The organism is Streptomyces tuirus, assembly GCF_014701095.1.
Lineage (GTDB): Bacteria > Actinomycetota > Actinomycetes > Streptomycetales > Streptomycetaceae > Streptomyces > Streptomyces tuirus.
The window spans coordinates 2413197-2430735 of sequence record NZ_AP023439.1; the positions used below are offsets into that span (position 1 = coordinate 2413197).

Here is a 17539-nt window from a genome sequence, read left to right on the forward strand (position 1 = left end):
GGGGCCCCTTCCCTGTACGTCTGTGTCACGCCGTCTTCTGCTCGCCCGGCCCCCGCCCCCGCGCATCCCGCGGGATCAGGGTCGGGTTGACGTTCGACTGGACGACGTCCGCCGTGATGACGACCCGGGCCACGTCCTTGCGGGACGGGACCTCGTACATCACGCCCTGGAGGACCTCCTCCATGATGGCGCGCAGGCCGCGCGCGCCGGTCTGGCGGAGGATGGCCTGGTCGGCGATGGCTTCGAGGGCCTCGCGCTCGAAGTCCAGCTCCACGCCGTCGAGTTCGAAGAGGCGCTGGTACTGCTTGACGAGCGCGTTGCGCGGCTCGACGAGGATCTGGAGCAGGGCCTCGCGGTCGAGGTTGTGGACCGAGGTGATGACCGGGAGACGGCCGATGAACTCGGGGATCATGCCGAACTTGACCAGGTCCTCCGGCATGACCTCCTGGAACTGGTCCTTGGACTCCATCTCGCGCTTGGAGCGGATCTGCGCGCCGAAGCCGATGCCCTTGGCGCCCGCCCGGGACTCGATGATCTTCTCGAGACCGGCGAACGCACCGCCCACGATGAACAGCACGTTCGTCGTGTCGATCTGGATGAACTCCTGGTGGGGGTGCTTGCGGCCGCCCTGCGGCGGGACCGAGGCCGTGGTGCCCTCGAGGATCTTCAGCAGGGCCTGCTGGACGCCCTCGCCCGAGACGTCGCGGGTGATGGAGGGGTTCTCACTCTTCCTCGCGACCTTGTCGATCTCGTCGATGTAGATGATCCCGGTCTCGGCCTTCTTGACGTCGTAGTCGGCCGCCTGGATCAGCTTGAGCAGGATGTTCTCCACGTCCTCGCCGACGTAACCGGCCTCCGTGAGCGCCGTGGCGTCGGCGATCGCGAAGGGGACGTTGAGCATGCGCGCGAGGGTCTGCGCGAGGAGGGTCTTGCCGGAGCCCGTGGGACCGAGGAGCAGGATGTTGGACTTCGCCAACTCGATGCCGTCGTCACGGCCGTTCGCCCCGCCGTTCTCGCCGGCCTGGACTCGCTTGTAGTGGTTGTACACCGCTACGGAGAGGGCCTTCTTGGCGGCTTCCTGGCCGACCACGTAGCCCTCGAGGAACTCGTAGATCTCGCGGGGCTTCGGGAGTTCCTCCCAGCGCACCTCGCTGGTCTCCGCGAGCTCTTCCTCGATGATCTCGTTGCAGAGGTCGATGCACTCGTCGCAGATGTACACACCGGGCCCTGCGATGAGCTTCTTGACCTGCTTCTGGCTCTTGCCGCAGAACGAGCACTTGAGCAGATCGCCGCCGTCACCGATGCGTGCCACGGTGTGCTTCCCCTTCGCCTGGGAGACTCCTGGACGCCGACGTCCAGCGGACTCCTGGTGCTGCCTTATGTCCGACGGTACCTTGCCGGGCCCCCCGTTCGGGCCCCCCTTGGCGCGGTTCGCTTTGACGTGAACCGAGTCAAACCGTGCCAAGGGGCGGCAGACCTCACTGCCTCTCGCCTCAGCGCAGGCTCGAGTTGTCCATCTTCCGGGTGGTGATGATCTGGTCGATCAGGCCGTAGCTCAGCGCGTCCTCGGCCGTGAGGATCTTGTCGCGCTCGATGTCCTCGCGGATCTTCTCGACCGGCGTGGTGGAGTGCTTGGCCAGCATCTCCTCCAGCTGCGAGCGCATCCGGAGGATCTCGTTCGCGGCGATCTCCAGGTCGGAGACCTGACCGCGGCCGGTCTCGCTGTACGGCTGGTGGATCAGGACGCGCGCGTTCGGCAGGGCCATGCGCTTGCCCGGTGTACCGGCGGCCAGCAGGACGGCGGCGGCGGAGGCGGCCTGGCCCATGCAGACCGTCTGGATGTCCGGCTTCACGTACTGCATCGTGTCGTAGATCGCGGTGAGCGCCGTGAAGGAGCCGCCGGGGCTGTTGATGTAGACCGAGATGTCACGGTCGGGGTCCATCGACTCCAGGCACAGCAGCTGCGCCATGACGTCGTTGGCGGAGGCGTCGTCGATCTGGACGCCGAGGAAGATCACGCGCTCCTCGAAGAGCTTCGCGTACGGGTCGTACTCGCGGATGCCCTGGGAAGTGCGCTCGACGAAGCGCGGAATGACGTAGCGGGACTCGGCCTGCGGGCCGGTGTAGCGGCCCTGGGAGGCGCTCATGTCCTGCACGGCGTGCATACGGTCGTAGATCCCACTGCCGGGGAACTGGTTCACGGTGTCTCCTGAAAAGGGCTGAGGCGGTCGGCTGGGGCTGTCTGGGGTCGCTGGGGCCCGGGAGGGCTCCGTGGGCCTCACGGGGCGCCACAGGCCCCGTGGGGACCGCTCAGGCCCCGGTGCCGCCGCCGCCCGGCATGCCGGCGGCCGTGGGGATGACGTCGTCGATGAGGCCGTACTCCTTGGCCTCGAAGGCGTCGAACCAGCGGTCGCGGTCCGAGTCGCGGGTGATCTGCTCGATCGTCTGGCCGGTGTGCTGCGAGGTCAGCTCGGCCATGCGCTTCTTGGTGTGCAGCAGCCGCTCGGCGTGGATCTTGATGTCCGAGGCCGAACCGGCGAGGCCGGCGGAGGGCTGGTGGATCAGGATCTCGGCGTTCGGCAGCGCGAAGCGCTTGCCGGGGGTGCCGGCGCTGAGCAGGAACTGGCCCATCGAGGCCGCGAGGCCCATGGCGATGGTGACCACGTCGTTCTTGATGAACTGCATGGTGTCGTAGATCGCCATGCCGGCCGTGATGGAACCGCCGGGGCTGTTGATGTACAGGTAGATGTCCTTGTCCGGGTCGGCGGCAAGGAGCAGCAGCTGCGCGGTGATCTTGTTCGCGATGTCGTCGTCGACCGGCTGGCCGAGGAAGATGATCCGCTCGTTGAGCAGCCGGTTGTAGACCTGGTCGCCGAGGCCACCACCGATGGAAGGCTCGCCGGCGGCTGAGGGCATCAGATTCGTCACGTATCCACCTGCTCGTCTTACGACGGCGCCGGGCCGTCTCACGTTTCCCTAGGGGCTAGGAGCCGTTCGGGGACTCCACTGCCCTCGTATTCATGGACCCTAACGCGCGGGTCCCTTCGGGGAATCCCGGAGATGGGAGTGTTCGCCGGGGGCGTAGCGCGGTGGGCTCCGCCGGTGGGGCCGTGCCGTCTCGCCGTGGGCGGATCTTCCGGTGGGCGGCCGCGGGCGCGTGGGGGCTTGTCGCGCGGTTCCCCGCGCCCCTGGAGGCGGGCTGCCCTCGCGGGTGGCAAGAAGGCCCCGGGGCTGCACGCCCCGGGGCCTTCTCACGAACTCACCGCGACCGGGGCTCAGCCCTCGGTCTTCTCCTCGGCGGACTCGGCCGGGGTCTCCTCGGCGGAGGCCTCGGCGGACTCGGTCTCGTCCTCTTCGTCGTCGAGGTCGATGATCTCGCCGTTGGTGTCCTTGACCGTGGCCTTCTCGACCACGACGGCCAGGGCCTTGCCGCGGGCGACCTCGCCGACCAGGAGCGGAACCTGGCCGCCCTCGACGACCGCCTGGGCGAACTGGTCGGGGGACATGCCGGAGGAGGCCGCACGGCGCATGAGGTGCTCGGTGAGCTCCTCCTGGTTGACGTTCAGCTTCTCCTGCTTGACGAGCTCGTCGAGCACGAACTGGGTCTTGATGCCCTTGACCGCGGCTTCCTTGGTCTCGGCGTCGAACTCCTCCTCGCTCTTGCCCTGGATCTCCAGGTACTTCGCGAGGTCGAGGCCCATCTGGCCGAGCTGGTGGTGCTCGAGGTTGTGCTTGCGGGTGTTGATCTCGTCCTCGAGCAGTTTCTCGGGGACCGGGACCTCGACCAGCTCGAGCAGCTTCTCCAGGACGCGCTCCTGGGCCTGCGTGGCCTGGTCGTACTGCTTCATGTTCTCGAGGCGCTTGCGGCTGTCCGCGCGGAGCTCCTCGATGGTGTCGAACTCGGAGGCGAGCTGCGCGAACTCGTCGTCCAGCTCGGGCAGTTCACGCTTGGCGACCTGGGTGACCTTGACGGTGACCTCGGCCTCCTTGCCGGCGGCGGAGCCGCCCTTGAGCTCGGAGGTGAAGGTGGCCTCGCCACCGGCCTCCACGCCCTTCACGGCGTCGTCGATGCCGTCCAGCAGCTCGCCGGAGCCGATGGTGTAGGAGACGCCGTCGGCGACCCCGTCCTCCAGGACCTCGCCGTCGACCTTGGCCTGCAGGTCGATCGTGACGACGTCGCCGTCCTCGGCGGCACGCTCGACGGGGGCGGTGGAGGCGAAGCGCTCGCGCAGCTCCTCGACGGCCTTGTCGACGTCCTCGTCGGTGACCTCGACCGCGTCGACCTCGACCTCGATGCCGGAGAAGTCCGGGATCTCGATGGAGGGGCGGATGTCGACCTCGGCGGTGAAGTTCAGCGTCTCGCCGTCCTTCAGCTCCGTGATGTCGACCTCGGGCTGGCCCAGCACGCTGAGCTCGGCCTCGTTGACCGCGTCGGTGTAGAACTTGGGAAGCGCGTCGTTGACCGCCTCCTCCAGCACCGCACCGCGGCCGAAGCGCTGGTCGATGACACGGGCAGGGATCTTGCCCTTGCGGAAGCCCTTCACCGTGACCTGCTGGTTGATCTTCTTGTACGCCGCGTCGAGGCTGTCCTTGAGCTCCTCGAAGGGCACCTCGACAGTCAGCCGAACCCGGGTCGGGTTCAGGGTCTCCACGGCGCTCTTCACGGTTCGGTCTCCTTGTGGCTGACTTCTTGGTTTCTGCCGGGGCCAGAACGGCCCGGCGGATTTCGCCGCCCGGAGACTTCAGACGCTGAGACACACGGGCGTGCAGCTTGCATAGTAACGGCAGCGACTGCACCGCCCAAAAGGCGATCACGCGAGTGATCGGATGGGCGATCACGCGAGATGATCGGATGGCTGGTCGGGGTGGCGGGATTTGAACCCACGGCCTTCCGCTCCCAAAGCGGACGCGCTACCAAGCTGCGCCACACCCCGTCTGGTGCGAGACGTAGGGTACATGCCGACCGGCGGTGTGGCCGCCGCATTTCCCCAGGGTCCGCGCCGCGTCCGCTCCGGCGGGAATGCGGTGTGCGACGCAGGGGGCCGACCCGCTACGATGCCTTCAGTGCCGCGGTCACCCGACCTGCGGCGCGTGCTGTGCGGGCGTAGCTCAATGGTAGAGCCCTAGTCTTCCAAACTAGCTACGCGGGTTCGATTCCCGTCGCCCGCTCCATTCGGCTCAGGGCCGGGTCGGAGAATTACTTCTCCGACCCGGCCCTGAGTCGTGTGCGGGGGCAGCTCGGTGTCAGAGGTCGCGTACGTCGACGGTGTAGACGGAGCGGACGCCGTAGGGGATGTAGAGGGCGTCGCCGACGAGGAGGAACCGCGCCCCGGAGGTGACGAGCAGGCTGTCGACCCGGCCGCCGTCGTCGCGGCCGTCCCTCGTGTCCTCGACCTTGCCGCTGCGCGTGTTCAGGGCGACGCGAAGTGCACATGGGTGGCGGAGGCCGTCGGCGGCCCCTGCCGCTCCAGGGTGGTGTTGGATTCCCACAGCGTGCGCCCGGTGCGCGGCGAGACGGCGCGGACGCCGCCGCTGGTGCGCGTGAAGTAGACGGTGCCGCGGACCAGGTACGCCCTCGACGCCTCAACCGGCTCACCGTGCGACGGCTGGCGCGAGGCGGCGTCGATCAGGGTGAGGCCGCGGGTCATGGACACGCCGTCCGTGAACACCAGGTGTCCGCCCTGTCGGCCGAGCATCTGCAGGGAGCCCTCGGCCTCGACGATCCAGCGGGGCTTCCCGGTGGCCGGGTCGATCTCGGAGACGCTGGTCTCGGTGGTTTTCCCGGCCTGCGGCTCGGCCGTGCAGATCAGGTAGGCGCGGTCGGCCGCCGAGTCCAGGACGCAGTCGCCCTGGTCGCCCTGTGATCCGTAGAAGGTGACGACGCCCTCGGACATGCCCATGACGCGGCCGGTCTGGGTGAGGACGTCGGAGGCGGCGAACTCGGCGGCGCGGGAGATGCCGAAGTCGATGACGCGGGGGCCGTCCTCGGCGAGCATCACGTTGGCCGGCTTCTGGTCGCGGTGGACGACTCCGGCCCGGTGGATGTCGCGCAGGGCCTCGGCGAGGCCGCGCAGTCGGGGCAGCGGGAGCGGGCCGTGCTCGCGGACGTGGGTGCCGAGGTCCGCGCCCGGTATGTAGAGGGTGGCCATCCAGGGACGCGCGGCGTCGGCGTCGGCGTCCACGACGGGGGCCGTGAAGGCGCCGCTGACCTGCCGGGCGGCGGCCACCTCGCGTCGGAAGCGGGTGCGGAACTTGTTGTTGTCGGTGTAGCGGTTGTGCACGACCTTGATCGCGAGGCGCCGGCCCGAGGCCGAGCGGGCCAGGTAGACCACACCCATGCCGCCGCAGCCGAGGCGGTCCTCGATGCGGTGGCCGCCCACCTCCGCCGGGTCGGAATCGCGCCCCCGTCACGCACCGTCCTGTGGTCGGGGCGAGCGTGACCCGCCCCTCACCGGGCCCGCGGCGCGGGGCTCGGCAGGGGCGCTCGCGGACCGGTCAGAAGCTGATGGAGTTGATGGTGTCCGCTATCGAGTTGAGGAACCGGTTGATGGACGGGGCCATACCGGTCGAGGCGAGGAAGAAGCCGAAGAGGATCGCCACGATCGCCGGCCCCGCCTTGATGGATCCCCCTCTCAGCAACACCACAAGGATGATCGCCAACAGCAGCACCACAGACAGTGAAATGGCCACAACTGATCACACCCTCGGTCGGTCCGCTCTCCCGGCCCGGGGACGCGACCCCGCGCACCCCCGCCAGAACCATCGTGCCACCAACACGCCCGGGCTATGCGGCCGGTGACGCATCGACCACACGCGTGTCGCCGCCCCGCATGTGCCCCGCCCGCGCGCGGGCACCCAACAGCGTGGCGTCGCACGGCAATTCGACGGGCCACCCGCACAGGGAATTCGGCCGAACCGTTTCCGTCTCCACACAATGCGTTCGCAGCGAATTCGAATTGCTGCCACAAGCCCGGCAACAGCCCTGCGAATGAGGGGGCGAAGAGTGCTGAAGCGGACATTCCGCTGGAGTCGCCTGCTGGTCTTATGCGTCGCTTAGTCCGGAAGTATCATGACAAGCGAGGCCCAGTCGGTGCACACAATCCGCCATCGGACGATGTGTTGGCCATCACGCCGACAGCGCCGTCAACTACCCGCAATCCGGGGTACCCGCAGCGAATAGCCAGGAATCACTTCCGGCGTTTTACGAATAGCTGTCGGGAACGCTAGGGTGCCTCAGATGTTCCACGCTGCCTCGTCCCCCGCACGCGCAGCGAGGTCCCGGATCGTCTCCCCGAGCTCCTGGTGGGAGGGTCTGTGACGAACTCGCTGCGACCGAACGGCGACCGCAGGGCGCCACTTCCCCCGGCACAGTCGCCGGCGGACGGAGTGCCGAGCCCGCGCTCGCCGCAGAGCACGCAGAAGAAGAAGCAGAACGGCAAGCAGCGCGACGCGTTCTTCGACAACGCGAAGTACCTCGCGATCGTGCTGGTGGCCATGGGCCACGCCTGGGAGCCGCTCAAGAGCGACAGCCGGATACTCGAGGCGGCGTACCAGCTCGTCTACGCGTTCCACATGCCGGCGTTCATCATCATCTCCGGCTACTTCTCCCGCAGTTTCGACATGCGGCCCGACCGGCTGAAGCGACTGATCACCGGCGTCGCCGTGCCGTACATCATCTTCGAGACGGCCTATCCCCTGTTCAAGCGGGTCATCGACAACGACCCGCACCAGGAGATCAGCCTCCTCGACCCCTGGTACCTGACCTGGTTCCTGGTCGCGCTGTTCGTCTGGCGGCTGACCACCCCCATCTGGAACCTGGTGCGCCGGCCGCTGCCGCTCGCGCTGGGGCTCGCCATGCTGGCGACCGTCACCCCGGAGATCGGCGACGACCTGGACCTGCAGCGCGTCCTGCAGTTCCTGCCGTTCTTCGTGCTCGGCCTGGTCATGAAGCCCGAGCACTTCCACATGGTGCGCACCAATGCGGTGCGGATCGCCTCGGTGCCCGTGTTCGCCGTCGCCCTGGCCTTCAGCTGGTGGGCGGTGCCGCGCATGAACACCGCGTGGTTCTACCACCGGGACTCCGCGCAGGAGCTGGGCGCCCCGTGGTGGACCGGCCCGGTCATGGTGCTCGCCATGTTCGGCTGCTCCCTGGTGCTGACCGCCTGCTTCTTCGCCTGGGTGCCGCGCCGCCACATGTGGTTCACCGCCCTCGGCGCCGGCACGCTCTACGGCTACCTGCTGCACGGCTTCCTGGTGAAGGCCGGCGACTACCGCGGCTGGTTCGAGGCGTCCTGGCTGCACCACCCGGCCGGTGAGATCGCCGTGACCGCCCTCGCGGCCGCCGTGGTGACGGTGCTGTGCACCAAGCCGGTGCAGCGCGTCTTCCGGTTCGCGATGGAGCCGAAGATGGCCTGGGCCTTCAAGCGGGACGCGGCCGAGCTGGCCCGCGAACGCCAGAACGCCGAGCGCCGCGCACGCGAAAGTGAGCGTGAACGCGAGAAGGTCAACGCCTGACCCTCCGAGCGGGATTCATCCGACGAGACCGAGAAGCGCGCGCATCCGTGCGTACTTCTCGGTCAGTCGTTTCCGGGTCGCCTCGTCGAGGACCGCGAGCCGGGCCGGGTCCGCGTTGTGCGCCAGGTCCGACTCCTTCACCAGCAGCGCGCCGGGCGTGGCGAGGATCCGCGCGGCGTACGCCTCCGGCGGCTCCCCGGCCCGTTTGGTGACCGCGAGCACGATGTCCTTGGTACGGCTGCTCAAGCCGGCCCCGCGCAGCCACTGCGCGGAGAGGGCGTCGTCCTCGACCGCGTCGTGCAGCCAGGCCGCCGCGATCTGCTCCTCGTCGCCGCCCCGCGCCCGTACGCCCTCCGCCACGGCACTGAGGTGTTCGGCGTAGGGCCGTCCCGCCTTGTCGGTCTGGCCGGTGTGAGCGGCGCGGGCGGTGGCTTCGACCTGGGCCAGGGTCATCCGGGATGTCTCGGTCACCGCTCCAGTGTCTCCCCGCACGGCGCCGCCCGGGCCGGCAGGGTGGCCGCGGCCGTGCCGAGGACGGAGGACGAGGACGACGACGACGAGGATCGCGGCGGCGGGCGAGCCGTGGCCTGGCCAGGAGGACGGCCGCCGAACCCACGTGCGGAAAGCCCACCTCAGCGGGTCGCGTTGGCCGTCGGGCCCTCTCGGCAGATCAGCAGCAGGGCCCGGTCGTCGTTGACGTCCTTGGCCACGGCCTCGATGAGGTGCCAGGCGGCGCCGTGGAAGCCGCCGGCCACGTAGCGGTCGGCCTCGCCGGTGAGGCGGTCGATGCCCTCGACGATGTCACGGTCGGAGGTCTCCACCAGGCCGTCCGTGAACAGCATCAGCACGTCCCCGGGCCGCAGTGAGCCCTTCACCGGGTCGAACTGGGCGCCGTCGTACACCCCGAGCAGGGGCCCCTCGGCGGTCTTCTCCTCCCAGCGGCCGCTGCCGGCGCTGAGCTGGAGGCCCGGCGGGTGGCCCGCGGAGTAGAGCTCGTAGTCGCCGGAGTCCAGGTCGAGGACCAGGTGGATGGAGGTGGCGAAGCCCTCGTCCCAGTCCTGGCGCAGGAGGTAGCCGTTGGCGGCCGGGAGGAAGGCGTGCGGCGGGAGGGAGCCGAGCAGACCGCCGAACGCGCCGGACAGCAGCAGGGCGCGGGAGCCCGCGTCCATGCCCTTGCCGGAGACGTCGGTGAGGACGACCTCGAGCGTACGGCCGCCGTTGGTGCGCGCCGCGACCACGAAGTCGCCCGAGAAGGACTGGCCGCCCGCCGGGCGCAGCGCCATCTCGCGGTGCCAGCCGTCCGGCAGGTCGGGCAGCTCGCTCTGCACCCGGATGCGTTCGCGCAGGTCGAACAGCATGGTGCCGCCGCGCCTCCAGGGCACACCGACCCGGCTGCGGAACTGGGCCAGGAGCAGTCCGAAGAAGCCGCAGGCCGCGACCACGAGCACGACGCCGGGGGTGACCCTCGACGGGCCCTCCGTGTACGGGCCGAGCTGCACCGACTCCACGATGAGCGCCGTGGCCGCCGCCGCGTACAGGCCGAGCAGGCTGGCCGGGCGCAGCAGCAGGCCGCCCACGACGACGGGCAGGACCAGTGCGGCCGGTGAGAACCACACCGAGTTCGCCAGTGTCGCCGACGCGATCACGGGAACCGTCAGGAGCAGACCGCCCAGGGCGATCCAGTCCGAGCCGTTGCCGCGGAAGTAGTCCACGGCGGCGCGGCGCACGCCGACGCGGGCCCGGTGCCACTGCTTCTTCAACCGGGCCGTGAACGTCTCGGCTTCCGCGCGCCGCTCTCGTCCTGATGCCATTAGTTCGGGACCCTATCCATCGGACCAGCCGCTTGGCACGGGAGGTCCCACTTGTCCCCCGTCCGAGGGCCGACATCACAGTGAACTTCACAGCGCGCGGCCCTGCCGCCACCCGGGAGAAATTCCCTCGCTCGTCCCGCATTGCCCTGGTAGGCATGGCTCATGGGAACCGACGCGAACGGTCTTTTGCCCGACTTGCGAGTGCTTCAGAAGGATGATTGGGACAAGTGGTACGACACCCTGATCCGGGGCTTCGGAGGGGTGCCCGAGTCCGCCGAGGAGCGGGAGTTGTGGAACTCGCTGACCGAGTTCGACCGTTCGCTGGGTGTCTGGGACGGGGACGAGTGCGTGGGGACGGCCGGGGCGTTCAGCTTCCGGCTGACCGTGCCCGGCGGCGCGTCCCTGCCGGTGGCGGGCGTCACGATGGTCAGCGTGGCCGCCACGCATCGCCGGCGCGGCCTGCTGACGTCGATGATGCGGCGGCAGCTGGACGACGTACGCGCCTGGGGTGAGCCGCTGGCCGTGCTCACCGCGTCCGAGCCCGCGATCTACGGGCGCTTCGGGTACGGCAACGCGGCCGTGTCGCTGACCGCCGAGATCGACACGACCCGGGTCGGGCTGTCGGTGCCGGACGGTACGGATGACGTACGGGTGCGGTACGCGGTGCCGGCCGATGTGCTCGACGTGTGTGAGGCGGTGTACGCCCGGCTGGTTCCGGTACGGCCCGGGATGCTGGCCCGGCAGCCCGGCTGGGAGCGGCTCGGGGTGCTCGATCCGGAGAGCGACCGGGAGGGGGCGTCGCCCCTGCAGTGCGTGCTCGCCGAGCGGGACGGGGAGACGGTGGGGTACGCGCGGTATCGCGTCAAGCCCGAGTGGGAGCTGTCCGGGTCCAACGGCACGGTGATCGTGGAGGAGTTGGCGGGTCTTGAGCCCGCGGCGGACGCGGCGTTGTGGCGGTTCCTGTTCGGGATCGACCTGACGTCGAAGGTGACCGTGCGGGGGCGTCCGGTGGACGACGCGTGGCAGTACCTGGTGACCGACCCGCGGCGGTGCCATCCGCGGGTGCGGGACTCGCTGTACGTGCGGCCGGTGGAGGTGGGGGCGGCGCTGGCGGCGCGGACCTATCAGACGCCGGTGGATGTGGTGTTCGAGGTGGAGGACGCGTTCTGCCCCTGGAACGCCGGGCGTTGGCGGTTGAGCGGGGACGCGAAGGGCGCGTCCTGCGAGCGTACGGCGGATGCGGCGGATGTCGCCCTGTCGGTACGGGAGTTGGGTGCCGCGTATCTCGGGGGTGTGTCGCTGGCCTCGCTGGGGGCGGCCGGGCGGGTGCGGGAGCTTCGGCCGGGGGCGCTGGCGGAGGCGTCGCTCGGGTTCGGGGTGGGGGTGCCGCCGTGGCTGCCGCACGGGTTCTGACGCCCCGGGGTTGTTGAGGAGCGCCCGGGCTTTTCAGGGGCGTTGGCAGGCCGGGCACCAGAAGAGGTTGCGGGCGGCGAGGTCGGCGGTGCGGATCTCGCCGCCGCAGATGTGGCAGGGCAGGTTGGCCCTGCGGTAGACGTACACCTCACCGCCGTGGTCGTCCACGCGGGGCGGGCGGCCCATCGCCTCCGGGGTGTGCTCCGGGCGGACGGTGTCGATGCGGTTGTTGCGGACGCCCTCGTGCATGAGGTCGACGAGGTCGGTCCAGATCGCGTGCCACTCGGTGGGGGTGATGTCCTTGCCGGCGCGGTACGGGTCGATGCGGTGCCGGAAGAGGACCTCCGCGCGGTAGACGTTTCCGACGCCGGCGATGACCTTCTGGTCCATGAGGAGGGCTGCGATCGTCGTACGGCTGCGGGTGATGCGGCGGTACGCGGTGTCCGGGTCGGCGTCGTCGCGGAGGGGGTCGGGGCCGAGGCGGTCGTGTATCGCCTGCTTCTCCGGGGGTGTGATGAGGGCGCAGGTGGTGGGGCCGCGGAGGTCCACGTAGGTGGTGTCGTTCGCGACGCGGAGGCGGACGGTGTCGGTGGGGGGCGGTTCGGGGGCCGGACCGAAGGTGACCTTGCCGAAGAGGCCGAGGTGGATGTGGATCCAGTCGGTGTCGCGGAAGCCGAGGAAGAGGTGCTTGCCGTGGGCTTCGGTGTGGGTGAGTTCCGTGCCGGTGAGGAGGGCGGCGGCGGGGGTGAACTTGCCCTGGGGGCTGGTGGTGCGGGGTTTCGTGCCGAGGAAGGCGGCGGCGTAGTCCTGGGCGAGGCGGTGGATGGTGTGGCCTTCCGGCACGGGTTCTCCCTGTGATCGTTGCCCTGCTTGCCCACGTGCCTGGGCTGGTCGGTTGTTCAGGAGGCCGGGGTGGGGTTGGCTCGGGGCCTTGCCCGCCCGCCCACCCGACTCGGTTGTTCAAGAAGCTGAGGCCGAAAGGATCCGGGGCTCCGCCCCGGGCCCCGGCGGGGACTGCGTCCCCTGCACCCCTCTGGGGGCTGCGCCCTCGATCCCGGCAAGGCTTCCTACCGGACCCCCGCAGGGCTTCCTCCGCCTCGCTGGGCTTTGCCCGAGCCCCCGCAGAGCCTCCTCCCGACCCCTCACGGGGCCCGTCCCCACGGCCTCCACAGACGGCACAAGGCGGGTCCCCTGCTGGGGGACTGCGTTCCGAGGCAGGCTCGGCGGCGGGGCCGCCGGCGCCTGCTGGCCGACCGGGCGGCCCCTGCCTGCGTGCCGCGTCCGGGGGCAAGGCTCGGGTGGCCGGCGCCCACACGGGGGCGGGCCACCCGGCCCCCTGGGAAGCGCGCGGCGGCCCGGTCGCCCGGAGGGCTACTGCTGCGGGTGGTGGGGCGGGATGGGGGGCAGGTCGCCGGTCTTTTCGTAGGCCGACAGCATGTCGATCCGACGGATGTGACGTTCGTCACCGGAGAACGGCGTCGCGAGGAACGTCTCCACGAACTTCGTCGCCTCGTCCTGCGAGTGCATGCGCGCGCCCACCGCGACGACGTTCGCGTTGTTGTGCTGGCGGCCCAGGGACGCCGTCTCCTCGCTCCACGCGAGGGCCGCACGGACGCCCTTGACCTTGTTCGCGGCGATCTGCTCGCCGTTGCCCGAGCCGCCGATGACGACGCCGAGGGCCTCGGGGTCCGCGGCCGTGCGCTCCGCCGCCCGGAGGCAGAAGGGCGGGTAGTCGTCCTGGGCGTCGTAGATGTGCGGGCCGCAGTCGACGGGGTCGTGACCCGCCGCCGTCAGCCACTCGACGAGGTAATTCTTGAGTTCGTAGCCCGCATGGTCCGAGCCGAGGTACACGCGCATGGGACGAGTGTGACACGGGTGCTTCGGGGAAGGCGCGCGGGGTGGCGCTCATGAAAACCCTGGGCGAATGTGAGCCGCATTACTGAACCTCAGGAAAACCTCAAGTAACAATCTGGATTCAAAGGTTCTCCTATTCATTCGCCTCCGTTTCACTGGACCGGCTCGTACACCGCTCGTACGAGCCCCCCGTACCCCGTCATGCCGCGAAACACCCCGTTCGTGCGGCTCGCGCGGTTCCGTACGGAAGTACAACTCCCCGGCGCAAAGGAAATCCGTTCCATGACCTCGCAGCCGACCATGAACAAGACCGGAAACGAACCCGGAGGGCCCGGAGAACCCGGAGCCGAGGGATCCGGACTGCAGGCCGGGCTCAAGAACCGGCATCTCTCCATGATCGCCATCGGCGGTGTCATCGGAGCCGGACTCTTCGTCGGGTCCAGCTCCGGTATCGCCACCGCCGGGCCCGGCATCCTGCTGTCGTACGCCCTCGTCGGCACGCTCGTGGTGCTGGTGATGCGGATGCTCGGCGAGATGTCGGCCGCGAACCCGACCTCGGGTTCCTTCTCCGCGCACGCCGACCGGGCCCTGGGGTCCTGGGCCGGTTTCTCCATCGGCTGGCTGTACTGGTTCTTCTGGGTCGTCGTGCTCGCGGTCGAGGCGACCGCCGGCGCCGTGATCCTTGAGGGCTGGATACCGGCCGTGCCGCAGTGGGGCTGGGCCCTGATCGTGATGCTGGTGCTGACGGCCACCAACCTGGTCTCCGTCGGCTCCTACGGCGAGTTCGAGTTCTGGTTCGCGGGTATCAAGGTCGTCGCCATCGCCGCGTTCATCATCATCGGCGGGCTGGCCGTCTTCGGGCTTCTGCCGGGTGTGGACAGCGAGCAGGCCGGACTGAGCAACCTCACCGCGCACGGCGGCTTCCTGCCCAACGGGGCCGGCGCCATCCTCACCGGTGTGCTGCTCGTCGTCTTCTCCTTCATGGGCAGCGAGATCGCCACCCTGGCCGCAGGTGAGTCGGAGAACCCGCGGCAGGCCGTCACCAAGGCCACCAACAGCATCATCTGGCGTGTCGCCGTCTTCTACCTCGGCTCGATCGCCGTCGTCGTGTCCCTGCTCCCCTGGGACAGCAAGTCCATCGCCAAGGACGGCTCCTACGTCGCCGCGCTCGACTCCCTCGGCATCGCGCACGCCGGTCAGATCATGAACTTCATCGTGCTGACCTCGGTGCTGTCCTGTCTCAACTCCGGCCTCTACACCGCCTCCCGCATGGCCTTCTCCCTCGGCCAGCGCGGCGACGCGCCGAAGGCCTTCGCCCGCACGACCTCCAACGGCGTGCCGCGCACGGCGATCCTCGCCTCCGTCGCCTTCGGTTTCGTGGCCGTCTTCTTCAACTACAAGTTCCCGGACTCCGTCTTCCTCTTCCTCGTGAACTCCAGCGGCGCGGTCGCCCTGTTCGTGTGGCTGGTGATCTGCTTCTCCCAGCTGCGCATGCGGAAGATCATCAAGGCCGAGTCGCCCGAGAAGCTCGTCGTGAAGATGTGGCTGTACCCGTACCTGACCTGGGCGACCGCCGCGCTGATCGTCTTCATCCTCGGCTACATGCTCACCGACACCGAGCACGACGGGCGTCAGACCATCCTGCTGTCGCTGCTCGTCGCCGCCGTGGTGCTCGTCATCGCCTTCGTGAAGAACGGGATCCGTGGCCGGCGTCCGGCCGCGGACGCCGCGCAGGTCAAGGATGAGGAGCGCAGCGAGGTGTCGGCGGGCTGATCCTCCGGCCGCTCGCCGTTCGTGGTGAACGGGGGCCTGTGGTGCGTGCATCGGCACGCACCACAGGCCCCTTTTCCGTTCCCTGCCGAGCTGCCTACAGGACCGTGAAACTGTCCTTGACCTTCTCGTAGGTGGCGAGCGCCTCCTGCTCGATCTCCTCCTCGTACCACGTGTTGACCTGGTACGACTTGCCGGCCACGTTGAAGCCGAGCAGCCGGGCGTGCCAGTGGACGCCCTTCAGCGTGAACGTGTACTCCCAGACCACCGCCGGGTGGCCGCGGAACGTCGTCTCCTCCAGACGGATCTTGCGGTAGTCCTGGCCCTGGTGGGCGTTGCGCTCGGAGGTCTGCCAGGTCTCCAGCAGGTCGCCGCGGGCCAGGGAGGACTTGCCGACCAGCTCCTGGGAGCCGTCCGGGGAGGTGTAGTGCACCTCCGCCCCCGTCTTCACGTCCCGCCGCCAGCCGTCGGGCGTCGCCCAGGCGAACCCGCCCGCCTCCCGGTGCGTGCCGGGCGGCAGCGTCCGCGGCCTGGCGGTGCCCTCGACGGTCGGCCCGGGGGTGGTGCCCCCCGTGGAGTCTGCGGTGGTGGCCGGCGCGGACGCCGAGGAACCCGCGCGCGGAGTGTCGTTCCCGCCCGGCGAGCCCGATGTCGTGGCCAGCAGGATTCCCACGACCGTTCCGGCCGTGGCGAGGGTGGCCGCAGCGGCGGTGAGCACCGTACGGCGACGGGGGCGGGGTGGTCGGGGTGCGGCCGGGGCGGGTGGCCCGGGGAGTTCGCCGGGGGGCATCGGCAGGGGTGCGGGGTGGGGGCGGTGCTCGGTCTCCGCCTGGGCGCGGGTGAGGGAGACGGGGCTCGGGGGGTGGGTGGTGCCGCCGGCCCGGCTTCCGGAACGGGCCGCCACCGGCTGGACTTTCGGGGTTTTCGGGGTGGCTTCCCCGGGTGCGGTGGGTTCGAGGGGTGCGGCGGGTGTGGTGGATGTGACGGGTGTCGCGGGTGTGTGGGTGACGGGGTGGTGTGGGTCCGGGGCCGGGGCAGGGGCGGGCCTGCGAGGGTCGCGAGGCGCCGTGGGGAGGGGAGCCGGGAGGGGTGCGGGGAGGGGTGACTCCTGCGGGGGTGCGGAGACGGACGCCCGCGACCGGGATTCCGGCTCCGGGAGCGGCTGTCGCCCTCCGCGGGTCTCCGGCAGGTCGAGGGCGGGCGCGGGCTCCAAGCGCGGGCCGCACTCGCCGTCCGGCACGAACTCCGGTCCCGGCTCCTCCTCCCGCTCCTCCCCCCGCCCCGGTTCCGCATCCCCCAGCCCCACCGCGACCGTGGGTGTCGGTGCCGGATACGCCACCGGCTCCAGCGCCGTTTCCAGCGCCTCCAGGTCCGGGCGAGCCGACGGCTCCTTTGCCAGCAGGGACGTCAGGATGTCCCGCAACGGGCCCGACGCGGCGGGGAGTTCGGGCTCCTCGTACAGGACCGCGTGCAGGGTCGCCAGCGTGGTGTCGCGGGCGAACGGGGAGCGGCCGCCCAGGGCAGCGCAGAGGGTCGCGCCGAGGGACCAGATGTCGGACGGCGGGCCCTGGGGGCGGCCGGAGATGCGCTCGGGGGCCATGTAGTCGGGCGAGCCGACCAGCATGCCGACCATTGTGAGCGCCTTGGCGTCCTGGATCGCGGCGATGCCGAAGTCGGTGAGGACGACGCGCCGCCCGTGGCCGGAACCGTTGCCGTTGCCGCGTAGGGATCCGGCCATGCCGTCCGCGTGTTCCACGAGCACGTTTCCGGGCTTGATGTCGCGGTGCAGTACGCCGCGTTCATGCACCTGTCGTAGCGCGGCGACCAGACCGAGTCCGATGCGGGCCGTCTCGCCGGGGCTCAGCGGGCCCGACTCCGCGAGGATCCGTTCGAGGGAGCGGCCCGCCACCAACTCGATGACGATCCACAGGCGTTCGCCTTCGTCGACCACGTCGTAGACCCGGACGACGTTGGGGTGGTCGATCCGGGCCGTGGCCCTGGCCTCGCGCAGGGTCCGTTCGCGGCGGGTCCTGCTGTCCTCCGCGTCGAGACCGTCGATCCGCATTTCCTTGACGGCGACCTGCCGGTCGAGTATTTCGTCGGCGGCTCGCCACACCCGCCCCATTCCCCCCTGGCCGATACTTTCGACCAACCGATAGCGTCCCGTCACCAATATC

The 17539-nt window shown here is 69.9% G+C and carries 15 protein-coding genes, 2 tRNA genes and 1 pseudogene; 4 read left to right on the top strand and 14 right to left on the bottom strand.

Features of this window, described 5'->3' with window-relative positions; translation table 11 throughout:
- Positions 1 to 25: 25 nt before the first annotated feature.
- From clpX to IGS69_RS11180, 5 genes are all read right to left on the bottom strand, one after another.
- Positions 26 to 1312 (bottom strand): ATP-dependent Clp protease ATP-binding subunit ClpX, encoded by a 1287-nt coding sequence (clpX, locus tag IGS69_RS11160; protein ID WP_185014232.1) that lies wholly within the window; start codon positions 1310 to 1312, stop codon positions 26 to 28.
- Positions 1313 to 1493: 181 nt separating this feature from the next.
- A complete protein-coding gene (locus IGS69_RS11165; protein ID WP_031107154.1) occupies positions 1494 to 2201 on the bottom strand; it encodes an ATP-dependent Clp protease proteolytic subunit in 708 nt (235 codons plus the stop codon).
- A 109-nt stretch (positions 2202 to 2310) separates the two neighbouring features.
- Positions 2311 to 2916, bottom strand: a complete 606-nt coding sequence (locus IGS69_RS11170) for an ATP-dependent Clp protease proteolytic subunit (RefSeq protein WP_190904457.1) — start codon at positions 2914 to 2916, stop codon at positions 2311 to 2313.
- A 359-nt stretch (positions 2917 to 3275) separates the two neighbouring features.
- A complete protein-coding gene (gene tig / locus IGS69_RS11175) occupies positions 3276 to 4664 on the bottom strand; it encodes a trigger factor (protein WP_190898688.1) in 1389 nt (462 codons plus the stop codon).
- 193 nt (positions 4665 to 4857) lie between these two features.
- Positions 4858 to 4934, bottom strand: a tRNA-Pro gene (locus tag IGS69_RS11180).
- 164 nt (positions 4935 to 5098) lie between these two features.
- Here IGS69_RS11180 and IGS69_RS11185 point away from each other — a divergent pair.
- Positions 5099 to 5172: transfer RNA gene (locus IGS69_RS11185), tRNA-Gly, on the top strand.
- Between the two features lie 72 nt (positions 5173 to 5244).
- Here IGS69_RS11185 and IGS69_RS11190 read toward each other — a convergent pair.
- From IGS69_RS11190 to IGS69_RS11200, 4 genes and pseudogenes are all read right to left on the bottom strand, one after another.
- Complete coding sequence (locus IGS69_RS11190; RefSeq protein ID WP_190898690.1) at positions 5245 to 5490, bottom strand: hypothetical protein; 246 nt, start codon at positions 5488 to 5490, stop codon at positions 5245 to 5247.
- On the bottom strand, positions 5412 to 5900 hold the full coding sequence (locus IGS69_RS34585) for an outer membrane protein assembly factor BamB family protein (RefSeq protein WP_332836576.1): 489 nt from the start codon (positions 5898 to 5900) through the stop codon (positions 5412 to 5414). The genes IGS69_RS11190 and IGS69_RS34585 overlap by 79 nt, the downstream gene beginning before the upstream one ends.
- Positions 5895 to 6380, bottom strand: a pseudogene (locus IGS69_RS34590) (serine/threonine-protein kinase); the annotation flags it as partial. The pseudogene IGS69_RS34590 and the gene IGS69_RS34585, both read right to left, overlap by 6 nt.
- 115 nt (positions 6381 to 6495) lie before the next feature.
- Entirely contained in the window at positions 6496 to 6690 is a 195-nt protein-coding gene (locus IGS69_RS11200; protein WP_031107160.1) for a hypothetical protein, read from the bottom strand.
- A 696-nt stretch (positions 6691 to 7386) separates the two neighbouring features.
- Here IGS69_RS11200 and IGS69_RS11205 point away from each other — a divergent pair.
- Positions 7387 to 8514 (top strand): acyltransferase family protein, encoded by a 1128-nt coding sequence (locus IGS69_RS11205; protein ID WP_232543480.1) that lies wholly within the window; start codon positions 7387 to 7389, stop codon positions 8512 to 8514.
- A 15-nt stretch (positions 8515 to 8529) separates the two neighbouring features.
- On the opposite strand, the gene IGS69_RS11210 is transcribed toward IGS69_RS11205, so the two are convergent.
- Positions 8530 to 8967: an HD domain-containing protein gene (locus tag IGS69_RS11210; RefSeq protein ID WP_190904460.1), complete on the bottom strand. Its 438-nt coding sequence runs from the start codon at positions 8965 to 8967 to the stop codon at positions 8530 to 8532.
- Between the two features lie 179 nt (positions 8968 to 9146).
- Positions 9147 to 10325 carry a PP2C family protein-serine/threonine phosphatase gene (locus IGS69_RS11215; RefSeq protein WP_190898692.1) on the bottom strand — a complete coding sequence of 393 codons (1179 nt, stop codon included), beginning with the start codon at positions 10323 to 10325 and terminating at the stop codon, positions 9147 to 9149.
- 162 nt (positions 10326 to 10487) lie between these two features.
- On the opposite strand from IGS69_RS11215, the gene IGS69_RS11220 reads away from it, so the two are divergent.
- Entirely contained in the window at positions 10488 to 11738 is a 1251-nt protein-coding gene (locus tag IGS69_RS11220; RefSeq protein WP_190898694.1) for a GNAT family N-acetyltransferase, read from the top strand.
- A 33-nt stretch (positions 11739 to 11771) separates the two neighbouring features.
- On the opposite strand, the gene IGS69_RS11225 is transcribed toward IGS69_RS11220, so the two are convergent.
- Complete coding sequence (locus tag IGS69_RS11225; protein WP_190898696.1) at positions 11772 to 12581, bottom strand: Fpg/Nei family DNA glycosylase; 810 nt, start codon at positions 12579 to 12581, stop codon at positions 11772 to 11774.
- Between the two features lie 528 nt (positions 12582 to 13109).
- Positions 13110 to 13595: a ribose-5-phosphate isomerase gene (locus IGS69_RS11230; RefSeq protein WP_190898698.1), complete on the bottom strand. Its 486-nt coding sequence runs from the start codon at positions 13593 to 13595 to the stop codon at positions 13110 to 13112.
- A 279-nt stretch (positions 13596 to 13874) separates the two neighbouring features.
- On the opposite strand from IGS69_RS11230, the gene IGS69_RS11235 reads away from it, so the two are divergent.
- The gene (locus IGS69_RS11235) at positions 13875 to 15365 is read left to right on the top strand and encodes an amino acid permease (protein ID WP_190898700.1); all 1491 of its coding nucleotides are present in this window, start codon (positions 13875 to 13877) and stop codon (positions 15363 to 15365) included.
- A gap of 94 nt (positions 15366 to 15459) precedes the next feature.
- On the opposite strand, the gene IGS69_RS11240 is transcribed toward IGS69_RS11235, so the two are convergent.
- Positions 15460 to 17487, bottom strand: a complete 2028-nt coding sequence (locus IGS69_RS11240; protein WP_232543756.1) for a serine/threonine-protein kinase — start codon at positions 17485 to 17487, stop codon at positions 15460 to 15462.
- Positions 17488 to 17539 lie beyond the last annotated feature (52 nt).